Source organism: Teredinibacter purpureus (genome assembly GCF_014217335.1).
Classification (GTDB): domain Bacteria; phylum Pseudomonadota; class Gammaproteobacteria; order Pseudomonadales; family Cellvibrionaceae; genus Teredinibacter; species Teredinibacter purpureus.
In genome coordinates, this window is the sequence record NZ_CP060092.1 from 379881 (window position 1) to 401878 (window position 21998).

Consider the following 21998-nt stretch of genomic DNA (forward strand, 5'->3'; position numbering starts at 1 on the left):
ATGAGCAAAATACTAATTGTTGAAGACGAAGATATTATCCGCACAGCCTTGCGGAAGTTACTCACTCGCAATAAGTACGTTGTGGAAGAAGCTAGCTCTGTTAGCGAGGCCACAGGCAAGCATAAGCTCGACACTTTCGACCTTATCATTAGCGACCTACGCCTACCGGGCGCCCCCGGCACAGATCTCATACAGCTCGCAGGCGACGTTCCCGTATTGATCATGACCAGTTACGCTAGCTTACGCTCCGCCGTAGACTCCATGAGAATGGGCGCCGTCGACTATATCGCTAAACCGTTTGATCACGATGAAATGCTCGCTGCCGTCAAACGCGTTATAGGCAAGTCCGACAGCCGCAAGGCAAAATCCCCCATTCGCACCAGCGAAAACCACAACGCCATCGAAGGCATGATTGGTAGCAGCCTCGTGATGCGAGAGCTATACGCCAAAATTCACAAAGTTGCTCCTACCACCGCTACCGTACTCGTTCACGGCGAAACAGGCACCGGTAAAGAACTCGTTGCAAACGCAATTCATAACGAAAGCCCACGCAAAAACAAACCGCTCATTTCCGTAAACTGTGCCGCAATCCCGGAAACATTAATTGAAGCCGAGCTTTTCGGCCACGAAAAAGGCGCATTTACCGGTGCAGCCACCAACCGTGAAGGTTTAGTCGCCGCAGCAGACGGCGGCACATTATTTCTCGATGAAATAGGCGAGCTACCACTCGAAGCCCAGGCACGCCTTCTACGGGTGCTGCAAGAAGGTGAAGTTCGCCCAATAGGCTCCGTAGAATCACATAAAGTCGATGTGCGGCTAGTTGCCGCCACGCACCGTGATTTGGGCAAGCTATCGCGTGAAGGCCAGTTCAGAGAAGATCTTTACTTCCGTATCAACGTTGTTCAGTTAAAGCTCCCACCGCTACGTGAACGAGGCAAAGATATTTTGGCCCTCGCCGAAACCTTTGTAAAACGCTTTTGCGCCGAAATGCTTAAGCCTGCACTCACCCTCACGCCAGAAGCCATACAGGCCATTACGACCTACACATGGCCTGGCAATATCCGTGAACTAGAAAATGCCATTCAACGCGCTGTCATATTGTGCGATAACGACACGGAAATCGATCACGCTCAACTCGCTATCGACCTAGACCTAGTAAAAGTTGACGACGAACGCCATCAAGACGCTCCCGGTCGCGCCAGCCACCCGAGTAACAGAGCCCCCTCAAACGAACCTAACGAAGACTTATCCCTTGAGGACTACTTTCAGCGCTTTGTCCTCGAACACCAAGACACCATGAGCGAAACCGAACTCGCAAGAAAGCTCGGCGTCAGCCGTAAATGCCTATGGGAACGTAGGCAACGCTTAGGCATCCCTCGCAACAAACCGACGCAAAACGCTTCCAACAAATAGCCTTATAAACGGCATAGCTTCGCGCATTCGTCTCAGCACACTTCCCTGCCTGCTATAGGTGTTACTCGATGATACTAGAGACAATGCTCGGGCCCCGAGCATTAAGCCGATATTCGCGCCACCCCCACTATTGGTTATAAAACACCCAAAACCTAGAAAAAACCCTGTCACCTAAAATCACTTGTGGAAGTAACCGAAATATACAGTTTTGTTACCTATACCGCAGGTGTTACCCCTTTCATAGTGTTCGTAACAACCTCGAGACAGAAAGTAACGAATCGAAATAGCTAAACATCATAAAAGCGATACCCGAAACCCTTAACTCATTGATACATAAGGGTTTTGTATTGTTGGCACGACATATGCTCTAGTTAGCGTCACAATAACAACAATAAAGAATAATAAGAAAAGACTACATAGCGAATAACAACAATAAATAATAAAAACAAACGTAAAAAACAATAATAACAACAAGAAATAATAAGAAAACAAAGCGTATATACTGACTTGTGTGCCTTTGGAGAGGTGTTGCTGAATAGCAAATGTAACGGACAGGGACGTGTCCAGTTGATAAAAAATTATAAAAAATCACATCCAGATTAAACGGGAAAGCCAAGGCTTTCCCGTTTTGGGTTATAGCCCTCACTCAAATCAGGCTCCTAGCACCCCCTTAATAGCCATAATGTCCACCGTACACTTGTGTTAGACTGCGTCACAATTAAGCGTCATCACCCTATTATCTAACCACAATCTCATCACCATGCTAAATAAGCTGCGGCAGCTCAAAAACTTATCCCAAAAATTATTCGATAACACTGATGGCCCTATGGGCGCCAAAGTCATCGAAGCAAAAGCTCATGGCATCCAAAACAAATTCATTAGCAATGCGGCAATCAAAGTTATACGACAGCTGCACGAAGCGGGCTATGAAGCATACCTTGTGGGGGGAGGCGTACGAGACCTACTCCTCGGCGCAAAACCTAAAGACTTTGATGTAGCCTCCAGCGCCACGCCCGAGCAAACTCGGGCGGTCTTTCGCAACTCTAGAATAATTGGCCGCCGCTTTCGTATCGTGCATGTTCGTTTCGGTCGAGAAATCATCGAAGTGACCACTTTTCGTGATAGCCACGAAGAGGTGGGTGAGGGCCAAGAAGCTCAACAATCCGAAAACGGTATGCTACTGCGCGACAACGTCTACGGTAACTTACGAACCGACGCAGAAAGACGCGACTTCACAATCAACGCCCTCTATTACAACCCCGAAAACGGCGAACTACTCGAATTCAGCTCTGGCCTTGAAGACCTCAATGCTCGCACACTTCGTATTATCGGTGAGCCCGAGGCACGCTACAAAGAAGACCCCGTACGACTCTTACGCGCAATCCGCTTCGCGGCCAAGTTAGGGTTTTCAATCGAAGCAAAAACCGAAGCCCCCATCCGTGAACATGCCGATTACCTCAGCCATATACCGTCGGCGCGCTTATTCGAAGAAGTGTTAAAGCTGTTTATGGCTGGCTCAGCCACCGCTACACTCTCCTTACTTCGGGAATATCACTGCTTACAATATTTATTTCCCAGTACCGACTACTGCATGGAGAATGGCCGCGACGTCGATGCACACATTATTAGCTGCGCCACAACCAATACAGATAAGCGTATTAGGCAAGATAAAAAAGTAACGCCAGCATTTATTTACGCCGCCTTTCTTTGGCCAGCATTACGCGCCAGCATGCGTCATTTAATCAACGAGCAAAAACTTTCAGCTCAAGAAGCGATGCAACAAGCTGCGCAGGGCATTATTACTCAGCAACTGTCCTACACGGCGATACCCAAGCGCTTTCTCATCCCTATGCGAGAAATTTGGACGCTACAACTGCGCTTACCTCGACGCCAAGGCAAACGCGCCTATGTACTCTTTGAGCACCCGCGCTTTCGTGCAGCCTATGATTTTGTATTGCTTAGAGAGCAAGCAGGAGAAGATCTCAGCGGCCTAGGCGAATGGTGGACTAACTTTCAAAATGTAGACGATACGGGTAAGGCCGAAATGATTGAAGCGCTTGGCAGCCCTCGCCCTACTGGGCGCCGTCAACCTCGTCGTAAACCCAAGCCAAAACCTGCCGCTGAATAACGCCCGTAATGCACGTTTTCATTAGCCTAGGCAGCAATTTGGCGTCACCCTTACAGCAGGTCACACAGGCCTGCGAAACACTGCAAAAGCACCCCAATATCACACTTACACGCTGCTCACCGTGGTACAAAAGCCGAGCAGTAGGCCCGCCGCAACCCGATTATATAAATGGGGTTGCGGCGCTAGACTGTACGTTAAGCCCTGAAGCGTTACTCGATGCATTACAATCCATCGAAAGACAACAACAGCGTAAACGCGGGGTTCATTGGGGCCCCCGTACACTCGATTTAGATATTTTGTTATACGGTAATAGTGTTATTAACACCGACAGGCTAACGGTGCCACACCCGTGGATGACCGAACGAAACTTCGTACTACAACCCCTTCTCGATATTGCACCGCAACTAACGCTACCCAATGGGCTCACAATTACGTCATTATTGGCCGCTATAGGACATGACGGACTAACGCTGCTATCCCACGACAATTGAGTACGTAACGCGTCAGGAGAACACTTTGGACAACAACAGTCGCGATGACCAATTCTTGCAACTGGACCTAACCGGTAAAAACATCCCCCAGTACATTGCCGTAGAGGGCCCCATTGGCGTGGGCAAAACCACGCTCACGAAAAATCTCGCCCGTACCTTTAACTACGACACTCTATTGGAGCGTGCTGAAGACAACCCTTTTTTAGAACGCTTTTATGCCAACGAGAAAAATGCTGCGCTTCCAACCCAACTATTTTTCTTATTCCAGCGCATGCAACAACTAAACGAAGTGCGCCAAAGCGATATGTTTCAACCCGTACGAGTAGCCGACTTTCTGATAGAAAAAGATCAGCTTTTCGCGGAGGTCACCCTCAACGAAGACGAGCTACATCTATACAAGCAAGTGTATGACCACCTCACCATTGATGCGCCCCAGCCTGACTTGGTTGTTTATTTGCAAGCACCTACAGACGTGCTGCTCGAACGCATTCACAATCGCGGTATTCGCGCAGAGCAAACAATCGACCACCGCTACCTACTGCAACTGAACGAAGCCTACACACATTTCTTTCACTACTACGACGCAGCACCACTGCTAATCGTAAATGCCGCCGAAATTGATTGGGTCAACAACCCAAGTGATTATCGAGAACTCGTCAACTATATGCTCGATATCACCCGCGGCCGCCATTACTACAACCCGCAACCCACTATACTCAAGTAAAAAAACCGTTACGGGCAGTAACACTCTGAAGTAACATAGCGTCTTTGATGGGCCCAATAGGAAATATGACCATGGCTTATACGGCACAACTGAACAAAAACGTCTCGGTTCGAACCTTAAAAACCCTGAAATTAAAAGGCGAGAAATTCGTTACCGTCGCGCTATATGATGCCCCCATGGCAGCAATGGCCCAACGCTGCGGCGTACAAGTAGTACTCGTAGGCGACAGTTTAGGTATGACCGTGCTCGGCTACGACAGCACCATACCCGTAACAATGGAACAAATGATCTACCACGTTGAAGCCGTTGCCCGTGGAAATTCCAAATCACTGATTATTGGCGACCTGCCATTTATGACCTACGCTACACCCGAACAAGCGATGACAAACGCAGCCCGCATCATGCAAGCAGGCGCCAACATGGTAAAACTAGAAGGCGGCAGCTGGTTGGCAGAAACGGTCAATATGCTTAGCGAACGCGGGATTCCCGTATGTGCCCACTTAGGCCTAACCCCCCAATCGGTGAATAAATTCGGCGGCTTTCGCGTCCAAGGCCGTGAACAAGAGCAAGCAAAGAAAATGGCGCGAGACGCACGCGTTCTGGCCGACGCCGGTGCCGACTTATTGGTACTCGAATGCGTTCCGTCTGAACTTGCCGCCAAGATCACAAAAAACATCTCTATTCCTACGGTCGGCATTGGTGCAGGCCAAGACACTGACGCGCAAGTATTGGTCATCAACGATATTCTCGGTTTAACAGAAACACCCCCAAGGTTTTCCAAAAACTTTTTGGTGGATGCCGCCGACATCCCTTCGGCACTCCAGCAATTTGTTGAAGACGTGCGTGAGAGACGATTTCCCGAAGTTCAGCACACCTTCGATTAAGCTCAATGCATTCCAAGACGCTACCGACGCACTGAACCCTAGAGGGAATGGAATCAATTTTGCAATTTCCATACAATGGCGCGCCTCAACTATCACTGCGCTCCCTCTGCGTCGCACCGAAGAAGTAATAAAACCTCACAATTATTATTCCATAACATTTACAAGGTTATTGAAACGCTATGCAACAACTCCCCGAAACATTGCGCGATAACGTCCGCCTACTAGGCGAACTGCTAGGCGAAAACCTACTCGAACACGAGAGCCCAAAATTATTTCGTAAGGTAGAAGAAATTCGCGCACTTTCTAAAAAACTGGCGCACACAACTGGCACCGCAGACGAACAAGAATTCGCCCCCCTCGTTGAAGCCCTCAGCCAACTAGAAGACGCCGATATACTCCCCATAGTGCGAGCATTTAACCAGTTTCTTAATCTAGCCAATATTGCCGACCAACATTATTTCTATGGCCCTGAAGCTATCAACGCACACGCTCTTGATGAAGCCCTCGAGAATCTCAGTGAAGTACAAGGTAAAGACGCCCTCTTCACTCTCGTCAGCAGCCTGAAAATTGACTTGGTGCTAACGGCTCACCCAACCGAAGTAACCCGTCGTACGCTCATTCGTAAATACGAGCAAATTGCCGACTCACTCAATGACCTCAAGCGAACCGACTTGCTCCACCACGAAGCTGTTCGCGTAAAAGACCACCTATACCGCGTTATTGAAGAAATTTGGCATACAAACGAAATTCGCACTGCACGCCCAACCGCTGTAGATGAAGCCAAGTGGGGATTTGCCGTAATCGAAAATAGCCTATGGCACGCAGTACCCGATTTCATACGGCACCTTGATAGCCTCAGCCGCAAACGACTCGGCCAACCGCTGCCACGAGATATCGCACCCTTCCAATTTTACTCATGGATGGGCGGCGACCGAGATGGCAACCCCAACGTAACCAGCAAAGTAACCGAAGAAGTCATACTACTCGGCCGCTGGAAAGCCGCCGACCTTTACTTGCAGGACGTCAACGGGTTAGCGGGCGACCTAAGCATGCATTCTGCCACCGAAGAAGTTTTCACAGCCCTTGGTTTCAGAAGTAACACCCCCTACCGCGACCTGCTCCATCATTTGCGTAGTCGCTTACAATCCACACTTGAGTGGTCTGAAGAACGCATTCGAAACCCTTATGCTCCAGAGCCCGAAAATATCATTCGTACTCGCGATGAACTGCTTCAGCCTCTCCTTATTTGTTACCGCTCCCTCGTCGAAAAAGGCCTCTTGCACATTGCCGACGGCCCCGTCATCGATTTAATTCGCCGCATTCACGCCTTCGGCATTAACTTAGTGCCCCTGGATATTCGTCAAGATGGCGACCGTCATGTCGAGCTACTTGATGAACTTACCCTCTACCTTGAACTCGGCAGTTACCGAGAGTGGGACGAACCGAAACGCCAACAGTTTTTACTTCAGCAGCTCAACAGCAAACGCCCCCTCTTGCCCCAAAACTGGCCAGTAACCGCAGACTCTGCCGAAGTCATTGCTACCGCCCATGTTATTGCTGCTCAACCAGAAGAAACACTGGCGCACTACGTTATCTCTATGGCTCAGCAGCCATCCGATGTATTAGCGGTCGCACTTATACTCAAAGAATGCGGTGTAAGCTGGAAAATGCCCATCGACCCCCTATTTGAAACACTCGACGACCTCGATCGTGCACCGGGCGTCATGAATAGCCTCTGGCAGATGCATTGGTACCAACAATATATCGATGGTCAACAAACCGTCATGATCGGCTATTCCGACTCAGCCAAAGACGCCGGAAAATTTGCCGCAACCTGGGCGCAATACAAAGCACAAGAACAGCTCGTGAACCTTGCCGACCAACACGGCGTACTCCTAAATTTGTTCCACGGCCGCGGTGGTACTGTTGGCCGTGGTGGTGGCCCAGTCGAAAAAGCCATGGCCTCCCAACCCCCAGGGTCCGTTAACGGCCGTATTCGAGTTACCGAACAAGGTGAAATGATTCGCTACAAATTCGGCATGCCACGCGTCGCATTTGCCAGCCTCAGTAACTACGTATTGGCCACCCTAAAAGCCACAGTTACGCCTGCAGCAGCGCCCACACCGGAGTGGCGCGAGTTGCTTGAAGGCATGGCAGAGGCTAGCTTAAAGGCCTATAGAGGCATCGTACGCGGCCACGAAAAATTCGTACCTTATTTCAGAAGCCTCACGCCAGAACAAGAACTGAACAAGTTAGCGCTGGGGTCTCGCCCCGCAAAACGCAAAGCTAGCGGCGGAGTGGAAAGCTTACGTGCCATCCCATGGGTATTCGCTTGGACACAAGTACGCTTAAACTTGCCCGGCTGGCTGGGCACTCGCCAGGCACTCGAATACGCACAAGAGCACTCACCCGAATTGTTAGATGAAATGCACCAGAACTGGCCGTTCTTTTCGAGCTTTATTGATCTCCTCGAAATGGTGCTCGGCAAGGCCGACACCACCATTTGCGCGCACTACGAAGAACAACTTGTAGACCCTGATCTACAAAGCCTCGGCAGACAATTACGCGGTGATTTGGAAGCAACTGCCCAATTGATCAATCAAATGAAGCAGCAATCTAACCTGCTCGATACGACTCCGCTGTTGCAGCAATCCATCAATATTCGTAAGCCTTACCTCGACCCCTTGAACTATCTACAAGCAGAATTACTGAAGCGAGAACGTAGAGCTGGTGAGATCAGCCCAGAATTGGAACAAGCACTTAAAGTCACTATGACGGGAATCGCCGCCGGTATGCGCAACACAGGCTAGTAAAGCCACCACACAGGCCATACAATGGCGTGCTCTGCACCAACGACTGGCACACAGTCGTTGGTGCCTTTCTCCTGTAAATTCAGTGCCACGTGCGGCCGCAGTAAAAAATAGATGTTTGACGAAATTCCCACAGAACGACCCGCGACGCCACTGCTCGACGAAGTTAACACCCCCGCCGACTTGCGCAAGCTGGACGAAAAACAACTGCCATCGCTCGCCGAAGAGCTACGCGCGTTCCTCTTATATAGCGTGGGTCGCACAGGTGGCCATTTTGGCGCTGGTTTGGGCGTTGTTGAATTAACTATTGCGCTTCATTACGTGATGAATACCCCCGAAGACCGGCTAGTATGGGACGTAGGGCACCAAACCTATCCCCACAAAATTCTAACGGGAAGACGAGAAGAGCTGGATAGCATACGTCAACTTGACGGCCTTTCAGGCTTCCCAAAACGCGCAGAAAGCGAATACGATACCTTCGGCGTGGGCCACTCAAGCACCTCCATAAGCGCGGCACTGGGAATGGCTCTCGGAAGTGAAGTAACCGATACCCAACGAAAATCAGTTGCAGTCATTGGCGATGGCGCCATGACCGCCGGGATGGCCTTTGAAGCGCTCAACCACGCCGCCCATACAGGCAGTGACATGTTGGTGATTCTGAATGACAACAACATGTCCATCTCCAAAAACGTAGGCGGCCTTGCCAACTATTTTTCAAAAATTTGGGCCAGCAAGACCTATACCGCTTTGCGAGAAGGTAGTAAGCGTGTACTTACAAATATCCCGCAGGCGTGGGAATTGGCGCGCAAAACAGAAGAACACATGAAAGGCATGGTGTCGCCAGGTACCTTGTTTGAAGAGCTTGGGTTTTATTATGTCGGCCCAATCGATGGTCATGACGTGCACCGTTTAACCCACGACATTCGCAATATGCTGGCCATCAAAGGCCCCAAACTACTGCATATAATTACGCGCAAAGGCAAAGGTTATGCTCCCGCCGAACGCGACCCTGTAGGCTATCACGCACTGAATAAAATCGAGCCGAAAAAGCCCAAGGCAATGCCAACACAACCGGCTGCCACCCAAAAAGTTAAATACCAAGATGTATTTGGCCAATGGCTATGCAATACCGCCGAAAAAGACCCCACTCTTGTTGCTATCACGCCTGCGATGTGTGACGGCTCCGGAATGGTTACATTTGCCGACCGTTTCCCCGACCAGTTTCACGATGTCGCCATTGCAGAACAACACGCCGTTACATTAGCCGCCGGTTTCGCCTGCGAAAACCTAAAACCTGTTGTGGCAATCTACTCTACCTTTTTACAGCGCGCCTACGACCAATTGGTGCACGATGTTGCGCTTCAAAACCTCGATGTCTTGTTTGCCATAGACCGAGCAGGCTTGGTTGGAGAAGATGGGCCCACCCATGCCGGTAGTTTCGACACATCGTTTCTACGCTGCATCCCCAATATGATACTCGCCACGCCCAGTGACGAAAATGAATGCTACCAGCTACTCGAAGCCGCCTATCAACACTCCGGCCCTGCTGCTATACGTTACCCTCGTGGCACCGGCCCCGGCGCACCCATTGACCTGAATAGCCCGCCCTTAACCGTGGGTAAAGGCCGCGAGCTACGTAAGGGGAAACGGCTCTGTATTCTAAATTTTGGCGTTCTCTTACCCCAAGCCATAGACGTCGCAGAACAATACAACTTTTCTATTTGCGACATGCGATGGGCAAAACCTCTCGACGGCACTTTGCTAATACGCCTAGCCGCAGAACACGATTATTTCGTCACAATTGAAGAAAACGCCATTGCCGGCGGCGCCGGTGCAGCGGTTATGGAACTGCTCGCAACATTGGGCTTAAACAAACCTGTTTTACCTCTCGGCCTGCCCGATACCTATTATGATCACGGCAAGCGCGAACAATTATTAGCAATGGCAGGCTTAGATAGCGCAGGAATCGACGCGGCTATTAGTCTCTGGCTCCAGCGATTAATAGCCAATGGCGCGCCCAACAAAGGCCTGTAGCCCCAGTAATACATCAGGCTTTTTTGACATTAATTCAAACAGTACGGTAAGCAAATTTGCGCAAGTAATAATAAACACGCCAATACAACCCAGCCAAGGCCATAAGGCTTTGGTTGCCCACTTAAGGGATCGTACTCCCCCTTGTGTTGCCACTCACATTTTCGCCCCACCACTTTATTTTTTTCCACTTCCATTTTATTTCCAACGGTCATCATCACGCTCAAGGGTAAGACTTATCGCGCCTTACCCCACGAAACGTCATCAAAACAATCAAAGCGGGCAAAACGGCCACCCAATCCTCACCGTTATCTGATCAATAATGGCGAATTCCGGCCGCACTAAAGTGGTAGAAACATCGGTTAGCGTTATACTGTACCAAGGGAACCTATGGACAACCCTCAACCCCCTTCCAAAAACCCCACTTTTTTTGACCATTTAACAGGCCGAAAGAGGGAAGCGCGTGTACTGAGAAAAAATATTAGTTGCGGCAGCGCGCGTATGGAAAAGGAGCACATGAGGAAAGTTCGACAACACGGCACAAACAGATGCATATTTGTGCTTACCGGATAAAAATCAGAACGCAACCATCACCATTCAAAAGGTTGCGCGGATAGAAATTGCGAATGAAGAACAAGGGTTGTTCATCAAGCGTTATCGCCTTCAAGCTCCCACGCTTGATAATAGGGTTCTGTTGTCTGATATTAACACTCCCATCTGCACCGTGGGCCAATGCCCAAGACACGCGCCGAGAAGAAGCCACCCTTCGCGCACTCATCATCCTTAAGATTATTCACCAAGTTAGCTGGCCAGAAAAAACAGGCAAACAAATAAATTTGTGTTCTGCTGGCAGTAGCCAATCTTCCAGCAAACTGCAACAACTTATTGCCAGTGGCAGAATCTCAGCAAATCTCTCCGGTGGACGCTTTATTACCAATAAGTACGACAAAGACGATACCGCGTGCCATGTGCAAATTATGGGAGCGGGCACGACACCGTCAACAACACGCGCCCACGAACCCCTACTCACCATCTGTGATAATTGCGGTAATACGGCAAAAGAGGCTGCTGTCGAAATTATTCGCCATGGCGATCATATCGGCTTTAATCTCAACTTAGCCGAGGCAAAACGTAAAAATATTCGCTTCAAAGTATCACTAATGGAGCTAGCAATTAATATTGAGGGGCACCATGAGCGCTAAAGCGTCCCCACAACAAAAACGATCCACTATAAAACGGCGTTTAATGCGCAGCACGGGTTATACGCTCATTGTCGCCATACTACTCGTAGCAACCGTATTATCATGGGTGGGCAATAAAGATGCGAAGAAAAACCTGATAGGTGATTTGAGTGTCATTGGGCAAATTATTGCAAACCGTTCGTCAACGGCAATGTTTTTTGCCGAGTTTGCCGATAAAGAAGCTATCCAAGAAAACCTAGAATCAGCCAGCTTTCATAGCGATATTAACCTTATTTGTGTGTTCGACCGCCAAGGTGATCTGTACCATCATTACACTAATCACCCTACCGCGAACCGCTGCGACCTGACACAAACGTATATCAAAACACTCAATGTTATCGACGATGGAAATCTCATCCGCGTTCGCATCCCCATCCTGCATTCCGACGAACATTACGGTACTATCGAAATTTATTCCAACAACAAAGGCGCCAATCAAGCTTTCTTGCGGTTCGCGCTTACGCTGGCTTTTACCCTCGCCATCGCACTGTTTGTCGCCTACTTTATTGGCGGCCGTCTCGTTACATCATCGCTAGGCCCCTTAACAAAATTATTCAAAACATCACAAGAAATTGCCGCTAGCCCATACGCCAATATCCGAGCGGGCAAGCACAGTAACGATGAGATTAGCGATCTCGTAGAAGTGTTTAATAATATTTTGGATAACCTCGAAAGCGACAATGCCGCACTCACCGCATCCGAGTCCCGGTTTCGAGTGCTCGCCGAACACGCCCCTATCGGCATATTCCTCAAAAATCACGCGCTAGATCTTGATTACACTAATGAGCGCTGGGCCGATATTACTGGCCTCAGTAAAAACCAAGCCGATGCGTTTTGTAACAACATAGACACCAAAGACAGCAGCCTTTACGAGAGCGTACAAGAACGCGCCCGCAGCCAACACTCACCACAAGTTATTGAATACAGCTATACAACCCCACTCGGCAGCCGCAGAATATTAATGGAACATATCGCCCCGCTGTCAGACAGCCAAGGCTTTAGGGGATTCGTGGGTTCGTTACTTGATGTTACCGAATTAAAAACAGCACAAATGGAATTAGAAAAGTTAGCCTTCTACGACCCACTAACCGATTTACCCAACAGGCGTTTCTTCCGTGGTCATTTGGAACTCACCATCGCATCCGCCAAAAAATACGATAAAAAACTAGCCGTATTAATGACCGACCTCGATGATTTCAAAAAAATTAACGATACGTTTGGCCATGACGCAGGCGATAGATTACTAACGAAAATTGGCTCTCGGTTAAAAGCCGCCGCCGCCAGTATTGATGTTGTCTCCAGAATGGGCGGAGACGAGTTTATGGTGCTTATTAAAAATGTTGAAAGTAGTTCGCAGCTCGAGCACAAAACGCAGCTTATTTTAGCGGCACTTAATGAAAAAATTGAACTTAATAATCAGCTCGTTGAGGTTGGCGGCTCAATAGGTGTTGCTGTATTCCCCAACGACGCCATCGCTTACGAAGAGCTTATTCGCTACGCCGATATCGCCTTATACAACGCGAAAGCCCAAGGCGGCAATACGGTCTCTTACTATTCCAGCGATCTAGACAAACGCATTAAAGATAAAATGCGCCTTGAACAAAAATTACGTCAGGCACTCGAAAACGATAAGCTAGACGTTTTTATTCAACCCATTTACGATGCACAAACACGGGAGATGTATAAAGGTGAAGCACTAGCGCGATGGTTTGACGAAGAAGACGGCTATATGCGCCCCGATATTTTTGTCCCTCTCGCGGAAGAATCAGGTTTAATTTATGATTTAGGGCGTATTGTTCTTGAGAAGGTCTGTATTTTTATTCGAGACAATAAAGACAAACTGCAATCACTCGGCATGCACAGTATTGCGGTTAACCTTTCTGCGCGCCAATTCTTCTCATCGCAGCTGCTCACATTTATTCGTAACAGCTTTATCCAATACGAAATAGACCCCACGATGGTAGAGTTCGAATTAACCGAATCAATGGTCATGGATGACGTTAGTGAAGCCATTGGGATTATGCGATCTATCCGGAATCTCGGTTGTAAATTGTCCATCGATGATTTCGGCACAGGCTATTCGTCACTGTCATATTTAAAACAATTCCCTATCAATACGTTAAAAATTGATAGGTCCTTCATTAAAGATATTCCAGAAGACAAAAACGATATTGAAATTGCCTGCACCATTATTGCAATGGCCCACAACATGGGGTTAACCGTAGTGGCCGAAGGCGTTGAAACCCGCGAGCAATGGCAAATGCTCAAAGACCAGAATTGCGACCACCTACAAGGCTATTATTTTTCAAAACCTTTGCCCATGGCCGAAATACTCGCCTTAGACAATATACTTAGCTTCACCAACGATTCCAGTGCCTAACCTCTCGCTTTAATCTACCCAATAAATAGATCCTAAGGTTTTTTAGATAAGGCTTTTTCGGCAAGTTCCGTCAGTGAGCCCGCATAATTCATCGCATGAAAAACAACATTTTGCTCATGACTACCCGACAATAAATAAGCGCCCGGCCCTTGTGCATAAATCGCCACATCTTCGCCACCATGCGTTTCCGCCTCCATGCCAATTAGCGCCTCTTGATGAAAACCTACATTTTCCGTGTCTATCTCACGTAAATCGCGGCGACCTGGGCTAATAGCCTGTTGATAACCACTATCGGCATTGGTGTCTCCTAGCTGTAACGACAACCCACGGCCATTCATATAACCCAAGGTGGTGTAAGGCATACCCAGCTCGTCTAGCGAATATTCATCGCTCGGTTTACCCGCATTATCCAAACCTTTCACCTTGCCCAATATTGGGTTGCCGCGCTGAGGATAACCCGCCATTGTGAACACATGACTATGATCCGCTGTGACAATAATCAACGTTTCCTGTGCGTTGGTGTGTGCCACCGCAGCTGCCACCGCCTCCGACAATGCCACCGTATCAGACAAAGCATTAAACGCGTTGCCCGCATGGTGAGCATGATCAATGCGGCCCGCCTCTACCATCAAGAAAAAGCCTTCTTCTTGATGGTCTAAAAACTCAATCGCCGTACGCGTCATTTCCGCTAACGAAGGCTGAGTGCCTACGACTGTTTTTTGAGTAACGCCTTCTCTGCGCTGTGCCTCGTACGCCATATGCGACGGGCTAAAAAGCCCCAATATTGCCGTAGCGTTTTGGTTTCCTATAGTCGCAAGCGCAGAGCGATCATGTAAAAGAATTCCATCGGGATGACTACGCTGCCATTCTGCCATCAGGTTTCGGCCATCGCTGCGCTTACCTTTCGCTTTTATATTGTGAATAAGGCTTTGATTGTTTTTCGGTAAAAAACTTCGAAAGCCTCCGCCGAGAATAATATCAATACCGTTCACGTGCGCTAATTGCGCAGCAGAAAAAGAACGAGAGGGGAACTGCTTCGCGACATGCTCTCTTAAGCGCGGTGCAAAATTCATCATTTGGCTTGCGATATCTTCACAACCCGCACGAATTGCCGCTGCGGGCATATCACTATCATTTTCCCAATCGCGCTCTACCGAATGTGCATAAGTCGCTGCCGGTGTGGCGTGCGTTAGACGTGCCGTAGAAATAATACCCGTTGCTTTGCCAGCCAGTTCAGCCAGAGCAACCGCACTAAGTAACGTGTTCCCCGTTTGCGATTGGCAATTTTGACGTAACGCAGCATCACTCACACTCAGCAGACCAGATTTGGTTTTAACTCCCGTCACAAGGGCCGTCATAGTACCAGCCGAATCTGGCGTTTGAGCATTGGTGGTATAGGTGCGCGCCAACCCAGAATACGCAAAACGATCAAATGACAATTCATATTCTTCGCCACTCAATCCTTTTTGTTGGCCTGCAAAAATACGCGCAGCCGTAATAGTACTGACCCCCATTCCGTCGCCAACAAATAAAATAATATTGCGCGCTTTACCTTTACCTAAAGCGTTATGGTTACTCGCCTTTTGTTCAATTTTTTGTGCAGCTGCCGAGTACCATTGTTGTGCATCGTTCGAATATTGCTTTAGCCCACCACCAAAACCAACAGGGGTATACATAAACATTGACGTTAAAACGGAAGTACGTATTAAAAACCTGAAATTCAAACGACAAACCATAATAGAAAGCCCGTAAAGAAACACCAGTAGAAGGAGCGATAATATTCACGCGATCGTACGCCAACAGAAAAACAAACCTGTGACGATAGGCGCAGCTACACGCTCCCCAGAAGCCCCCATAGTAAATCAACTACACCAAAAACAAAAAGCCCCCGTCTTCTTCAAGACGAGGGCTTCTGCTTGCTAGACCCTGTGAGTGATGTAGCAAAATCACGTAGCTGTGAGCTGCGCTTTAGAGCTGATAACCTCAGCGGTTGTCGCTATTGGCGGAAATAATCCTAACTCAGTGCGACCTTTCTGACTAAATTATAGCCTTGCCAGCGCGCATCACATAAGAATGAATACGTATGGAAACCCGATAACGCCACTATTTGACGCATAAGCTTATACTGCGCCCGCTACACCGCTGCGCTTGCTCCCAAGAGGCACTTTTACTATAGTCTGGCACCATCTAAATCTGAACGAGAGCCGTCAATGTCACGACAATTCCCCCACACTCGCCTACGTCGAAACCGATTTTCTGATTTTTCACGCCGCTTGGTACGTGAAAACGAGCTCAGCGTTAATGACCTCATCTATCCCGTATTTGTTTTAGATGGCCAAAACCAACGGCAAGCCATTGACTCTATGCCAGGACAATACCGGTTATCCATTGAAGAGCTGGAACGTGAGGTAGAACACTTACTTGAACTGGGCATACCGGCAATCGCACTTTTCCCCAATATCGACGTCCACCTGAAAACCGAAAATGGTGAGGCCGCTTTCGATGAAAATGGTCTTGTCGCAAAAACAGTTCGTCATCTAAAAGCCGTTTACCCCGAAATGGGCATAATTTGCGATGGCGCACTCGACCCCTATACCACGCACGGCCAAGACGGCATTATTAACGCCGACGGCTATGTGCTCAACGACGAAACCGTTGTCGCCCTGCAACGGCAGGCACAAGTCTGCGCGCAAGCCGGCGCCGACATTATTGCCCCCTCCGACATGATGGATGGGCGCGTAGGCGCCATCCGCACAGCCCTCGATGAACAAGGGTTTATCAATACTGCCATCATGGCCTATTCAGCTAAGTATGCCTCCGGTTACTACGGCCCGTTCCGCGATGCTGTGGGCTCTGCAACAAACTTAGGCAAAAGTAATAAATTTAATTATCAGATGGACCCCGCAAATAGTGACGAGGCTCTGCACGAAATTGCTCTAGACTTAAGCGAAGGGGCCGATATGGTGATGGTGAAACCAGGCATGCCCTACTTGGATATTGTTCGACGTGTAAAACAAGAATTTGGCGTACCAACATTTGCTTACCAAGTAAGCGGTGAATACAGCATGCACATGCTAGCGATTCAAGCCGGCGTCTTAGCCGAGTCCGTCATAATGGAATCGCTAACCTGTATTAAGCGCGCCGGCGCCGATGGCATTCTCACCTATTTTGCTAAACACGCCGCCGAGCACATTAAGGCCCAATAGAACCCGTCGATTCACTAAAGGCTTTCATTCTTTGCTGCAACACACCCTTAACGCCATCATTGCCACCGCAACACGAGTGGCTCGAATCATCATATTAGTAGCCGTCATCGCGATGGCTATTGTTGTCTGGCATCATTATTCCACCCCCCCAACTCCAGCCTCCAACGTTCCCGCGCCAAACACGGTACCACCAAGCATACATGACGCCCCCTTGCCGGAAGCCTCTAACGTAACCCTTGTTCGCTTTCCATCGCCCACCTCCAATACCGACAAGCGCAACGACTTTACCATTGCACTGCTACACAGAATTCTAGAGGCTACAGTAAACAGCTACGGCCCATACAAAATTGAAATGGCCTCCAGTATGTCTCGGGAACGGCAACACACAGAACTCATCAAAGGCAACGGCATCACTCTAATCGATAACGCCGCCAGTATAGAGTGGGAAAAAGAACTAAAAGCAATCACCTTTCCACTGAGACGCGGCCTACAAAACTACCGGCTATTACTGATACATAAAAAGAATATTGCACAGTTTTCAGCACTGCGTTCATTAGAGGAATTAAAATTATTACGCGGGGGATTAATGTCTGATTGGATGACCGCCTCCGTCATGAAGGCCGCCAACTTCAACCTTGTGCTAGGCAACGATTATGAAGGACTCTTTCATATGCTAAACCACGGTCGTTTCGATTATTTTCCTCGCGCACTCAATGAAATTCATATTGAATACAATGCGCGTAAAGCACAACTACCCTCTCTTGCGATAGCACCCGGTATAGCGCTTCATATTCCCTCGCCTACGTTCTTCTACGTGAATAAAAATAACACAGTGCTTCACGACCGCTTAGAGACAGGTTTATGGATACTTCACAAAAACGGCGAGCTAGATACTCTGTTTAAAGAACACCATAATATCGACCACCTACGGAACGCCTTACGCAATCGAATATTATTTAAACTGGATAACCCCTACCTACATCAACATTCTATTTATGACACACCAGAATTGTGGTTTACGCCATGATCAATGCCCGAAGGCACTGCACAATTTTCACTTTACTGTATTCACTGCACGGTTTTCACAACACGCCTCTCACCGCGCTTCCTTCACCGCCCTACCCTTACTAAAAGCAAAAAACACTAATACTCTTGGTACCAGGCGCCGCTATTTAAGCGCCGAATAAAGACATGAGAATACCAATAAAAACGCCCGCCACCAGCGTGCACCGTACAGTTATAACGGCTGCGCCCCACGGGCAGCGGCCCTGCCGGTCGAGCCACTAAGCTGCTCCCTTTAAGCTGAACCGCCATCGCGCCTTGCCCCGAGGCAAAGCACTGCGCTTGCTTAGAAAAGCGTAAAATGGGCGAAGACAACGTTAAGACAGGCTGATGCTCTCCCAGAGGTAACTCGGGGTTCACCAGTAAACGGCCTTGTGAATCCTGTACCATCGCGGTTAATTTTGGAAACGGCAAACTGTATAACTTTGCTGCTAGATCGTCGCCACCGTATACGCCGCCAAACGGAAACCGAGGCAATAATTGAGGGTGAGACTCTAGGCTCAGTGGCCCTGATTGCTGACCGAAGGCCAAATAGCCTTTATCTGAAAGGTGCTTCAGCAAGGCCTCATCGTACTCGCCGTAGGTATGCGCATACATTTTTACCGCACGCCCTATTTCCTTTTGAATACGTTTTTGTGCAAAAGCAATTTCTGCTTCACGTCGTTGTTGCCAGCCACTCAACGATTCACCTTCTCGACGGCGTAAAAAATGCGGGTGGCTATCACTATGATTCGCAATAGTCACACCCCCTTTACTCATTTCACGTAATTGCGCCCAACTCATATACCGTGGGTTTTTCACGTCGTGCGGCTGACTATTCACGAAGACAGCGGCGGGCCACCCCCGCTTTTTTAACAATGGCCATGCATGCTCATAAATAGAACCGTAGCCATCATCAAAGGTTATGATCGCGGTCTTATCGGGCAAATGTGCACCGGTCTTTCGCGCCTCATCCAGCAATGCCGGTAGTGTTTCGATAGAGATAACAGAAAACTTTTCATTCTCCAAAAACTGTAAATGCTCGGCAAAAAGCGCCGGTGAAATACTGGTTGATGAGGGCGTTTCCGTCGATACATGGTGATACTGCAACACCACCAAACTAAAAGCACTACCGCTGAGCACACTCAAAAAAAACAAACTACCAATACGTACCAACCCACTAAAACCCATTACTCTGGATAACATCTTCACCATTCTCATTCTTATCAAACGCATTGGAACCATTCTCAGTTAAATCAATCTGCGCCGTATTGCATACGGCATAACAGGGTATTATTGTGGCTTAGTCGATTTACCCCTGACTTGCCAACGTTTTACAACGAAAGGCGGGAGAGAACAACACTATGCTCAACCCTACACGCGCGAATAGCACGCTAACAAAGACTTCATGGTTAAAACGCTTTAGCTTCACTTGCTGTTGTTTTCTCACACTTTCAGCTTGCGATTCCACTAAAGAGCCTACTCGCCCGGCCAATAACGGCGTATTAACCCCTACCGTGCAACCGATAGCGATCGCCGCGAAAACGCCTTCATCCTACATCGAACAAGGCGATTTAACGGCAATAGCAACTCACAACACCCTGCGAATATTAGTGCCTCGCTGGGAAGATACTGGGCTGCCTCGAGCAGGCTTACCTTCACACGGCTTTAGAGAGCTGGCCGAAGGCTTTGCCGCATCACAAGGCCTAAGCGTGCGGTGGATACTCAGCGATAATCATACACAGTTAATTGAACAACTCGAAAAAGGCGAAGGTGATTTAATCGTCGCGCACCTCACCCAAACCCCGGCACGCGAAACACGCCTTGCATTTAGCGTTCCCATCTCCAGTGCGCACGAACAAATTATTGGGCCAGCCGAGCAACGCTTTTCTCAACCCGCACACTTGGCCAACAAACATATTGCCGTGGGTGCTGGCTCCTCTTTCGTTGCGTCTTTATCTCACTACGTAACCCAACACCCCGACCTAAATCTCACCATTAGTGAACACCCTAATGGTGACCCCGAATTCTATGTAGACGACATCCAAAGCGGCCGTATAGATGCAACCGTCATGGATAACAACGTCGCCGAGTCGCTTAGCCAACTACGCGACGATTTTAGCGTGGGCCTCACCATTACACCCACACGCCCTATCGCATGGGCTGTACGCAAAAATAACCCTCAATTGTTAGCCAAGCTCAATACGTACCTCACCGAAGCACGCATTACGCACAATAGAGACAGTCGGTTTACGGGTGACTTTAACGCTATTAAAGCACGTAAAACCCTACGCATGATTACCCGCAATAGCCCAGCCTCCTATTTTGTCTGGCGCGGTGAGCTAATGGGCTACGAATACCAATTAATGAAAAAATTTGCCGAACGCCAAGGCTTACGTTTAGAAGTTGAAGTTGCACCGCCTGGCACAAGCATGATCGACATGCTTAAAAATGGACAAGGCGACGTTATTGCCGCGAGCAGTACCATTACCGACGCCCGGGAAGCACAAGGCATTGCATACAGCCGCCACTATCATCTCATCCACGAACAGCTCATCACCCATACCAATGCGCCGCCACTGGATTCACTCGATGCACTAAACGGCCGAACACTCACTATTCGCCCCGACCATGCCTTCTGGTCAACCGCCTCCGCACTATTAAATGAAGGGTATAAATTTACACTAAAGGCCGCCGACCTCACTCAAACCTCTACCGATTTAATTACCGCTGTCGCGCTAGGCGAACTTGATGCAACCATCTCAGATAGCCATCTGGTATCCATAGAACATAAGTTTAACGAAACCCTTCAGCCAGGTTTAATGCTAGAGCCCGAGCGCTCGCTTGGCTGGGCCGTTCGCGACAATAACCCCGAATTGTTAACGGCACTCAATCGGTATATAGATTTACATTACAGAGGTACTTTTTTTAACGTTACCTATAACAAATACTTTCGCAATGAAAAGCGCATTGATAAATACCAAGGACAACGCTTAACCGATTCCTCACAGCTTTCACCTTTCGACAACCTCATCAAACCGCTCGCAGAGCAATACCACTTTGATTGGCGCCTGCTAGTTGCCCAAATGTACCAAGAAAGTAAATTCAACCCGCAAGCCGAGTCCTTTGCGGGTGCGCTAGGCTTATTTCAAGTTATGCCGCGTACGGCAAAGGAATTGGAAGTGCCATTACCCTTTACACCCGAAAGCGGTATTTACGCCGGTATACGCTACCTAGATTGGGCACGCGACCGCTTTGAACCCACCCTGCCACTGGAAGAACGGCTTTGGTTCACCCTAGCCGCTTACAACGCAGGCTTTGGCCACGTTAACGATGCACGTCGGTTAGCGCGACAGCAGGGGCTTGACGGCGATCGCTGGTTTGGGCACGTAGAACACGCCATGCTCATGCTATCCAAACGCCAGTTTTATACAAAAGCACGGTTCGGTTACGTGCGCGGCACAGAGCCCGTCAATTACGTTCGGCAAATTCGCAACCGCTACTATGCGTACTTAAAACTCTAAGAGTAGGGCAATAGCGCGCATACGCTTCAAAGGCCTTTAATCAGCGTTAATATCACTGTAATGTTAATTGTCTTAGCACTCTATACTTAGCCTAGTGATTAACCTAGTTATCAGCCGTTGCAATC

At 48.7% G+C, this 21998-nt stretch carries 14 protein-coding genes; 12 read left to right on the forward strand and 2 right to left on the reverse strand.

What is annotated here, in order from left to right; all coding sequences use genetic code 11:
• The 9 genes from H5647_RS01500 to H5647_RS01540 all read left to right on the forward strand — a co-directional run bounded on the left by H5647_RS01500 (position 1) and on the right by H5647_RS01540 (position 14102).
• Complete coding sequence (locus H5647_RS01500) at positions 1-1413, forward strand: sigma-54-dependent transcriptional regulator (protein WP_045855749.1); 1413 nt, start codon at positions 1-3, stop codon at positions 1411-1413.
• A 760-nt stretch (positions 1414-2173) separates the two neighbouring features.
• Complete coding sequence (gene pcnB / locus H5647_RS01505; protein ID WP_045855751.1) at positions 2174-3541, forward strand: polynucleotide adenylyltransferase PcnB; 1368 nt, start codon at positions 2174-2176, stop codon at positions 3539-3541.
• A gap of 8 nt (positions 3542-3549) precedes the next feature.
• Positions 3550-4032, forward strand: a complete 483-nt coding sequence (gene folK, locus H5647_RS01510) for a 2-amino-4-hydroxy-6-hydroxymethyldihydropteridine diphosphokinase (RefSeq protein WP_045855754.1) — start codon at positions 3550-3552, stop codon at positions 4030-4032.
• A gap of 25 nt (positions 4033-4057) precedes the next feature.
• Positions 4058-4756 (forward strand): deoxynucleoside kinase, encoded by a 699-nt coding sequence (locus H5647_RS01515; RefSeq protein WP_236074736.1) that lies wholly within the window; start codon positions 4058-4060, stop codon positions 4754-4756.
• Between the two features lie 71 nt (positions 4757-4827).
• Complete coding sequence (panB, locus tag H5647_RS01520; protein WP_121495405.1) at positions 4828-5640, forward strand: 3-methyl-2-oxobutanoate hydroxymethyltransferase; 813 nt, start codon at positions 4828-4830, stop codon at positions 5638-5640.
• 179 nt (positions 5641-5819) lie between these two features.
• Positions 5820-8450, forward strand: a complete 2631-nt coding sequence (ppc, locus tag H5647_RS01525; protein WP_045855756.1) for a phosphoenolpyruvate carboxylase — start codon at positions 5820-5822, stop codon at positions 8448-8450.
• 114 nt (positions 8451-8564) lie between these two features.
• Positions 8565-10484: a 1-deoxy-D-xylulose-5-phosphate synthase gene (gene dxs / locus H5647_RS01530; RefSeq protein ID WP_045855758.1), complete on the forward strand. Its 1920-nt coding sequence runs from the start codon at positions 8565-8567 to the stop codon at positions 10482-10484.
• Positions 10485-11107: 623 nt separating this feature from the next.
• Positions 11108-11683 carry a YfiR family protein gene (locus H5647_RS01535; protein ID WP_045855763.1) on the forward strand — a complete coding sequence of 192 codons (576 nt, stop codon included), beginning with the start codon at positions 11108-11110 and terminating at the stop codon, positions 11681-11683.
• Complete coding sequence (locus H5647_RS01540; RefSeq protein ID WP_045855765.1) at positions 11673-14102, forward strand: bifunctional diguanylate cyclase/phosphodiesterase; 2430 nt, start codon at positions 11673-11675, stop codon at positions 14100-14102. Before H5647_RS01535 ends, H5647_RS01540 begins: the two co-directional genes overlap by 11 nt.
• 32 nt (positions 14103-14134) lie before the next feature.
• On the opposite strand, the gene H5647_RS01545 is transcribed toward H5647_RS01540, so the two are convergent.
• On the reverse strand, positions 14135-15778 hold the full coding sequence (locus tag H5647_RS01545) for an alkaline phosphatase (RefSeq protein ID WP_052692252.1): 1644 nt from the start codon (positions 15776-15778) through the stop codon (positions 14135-14137).
• 534 nt (positions 15779-16312) lie between these two features.
• Between H5647_RS01545 and hemB the strand changes: the two genes are divergently transcribed.
• Positions 16313-17308 carry a porphobilinogen synthase gene (gene hemB, locus H5647_RS01550; RefSeq protein WP_045855767.1) on the forward strand — a complete coding sequence of 332 codons (996 nt, stop codon included), beginning with the start codon at positions 16313-16315 and terminating at the stop codon, positions 17306-17308.
• A 31-nt stretch (positions 17309-17339) separates the two neighbouring features.
• Positions 17340-18335, forward strand: coding sequence for a hypothetical protein (locus H5647_RS01555; protein WP_045855768.1), 996 nt, complete (start codon positions 17340-17342; stop codon positions 18333-18335).
• A 116-nt stretch (positions 18336-18451) separates the two neighbouring features.
• Here the strand turns inward: H5647_RS01555 and H5647_RS01560 are convergent, their stop codons facing one another.
• Positions 18452-19570, reverse strand: a complete 1119-nt coding sequence (locus H5647_RS01560) for a polysaccharide deacetylase family protein (protein ID WP_162926260.1) — start codon at positions 19568-19570, stop codon at positions 18452-18454.
• A gap of 143 nt (positions 19571-19713) precedes the next feature.
• Here H5647_RS01560 and H5647_RS01565 point away from each other — a divergent pair, with 143 nt between their 5' ends.
• Positions 19714-21873 carry an MltF family protein gene (locus H5647_RS01565; RefSeq protein ID WP_052691806.1) on the forward strand — a complete coding sequence of 720 codons (2160 nt, stop codon included), beginning with the start codon at positions 19714-19716 and terminating at the stop codon, positions 21871-21873.
• The last annotated feature ends 125 nt before the right edge of the window (positions 21874-21998 follow it).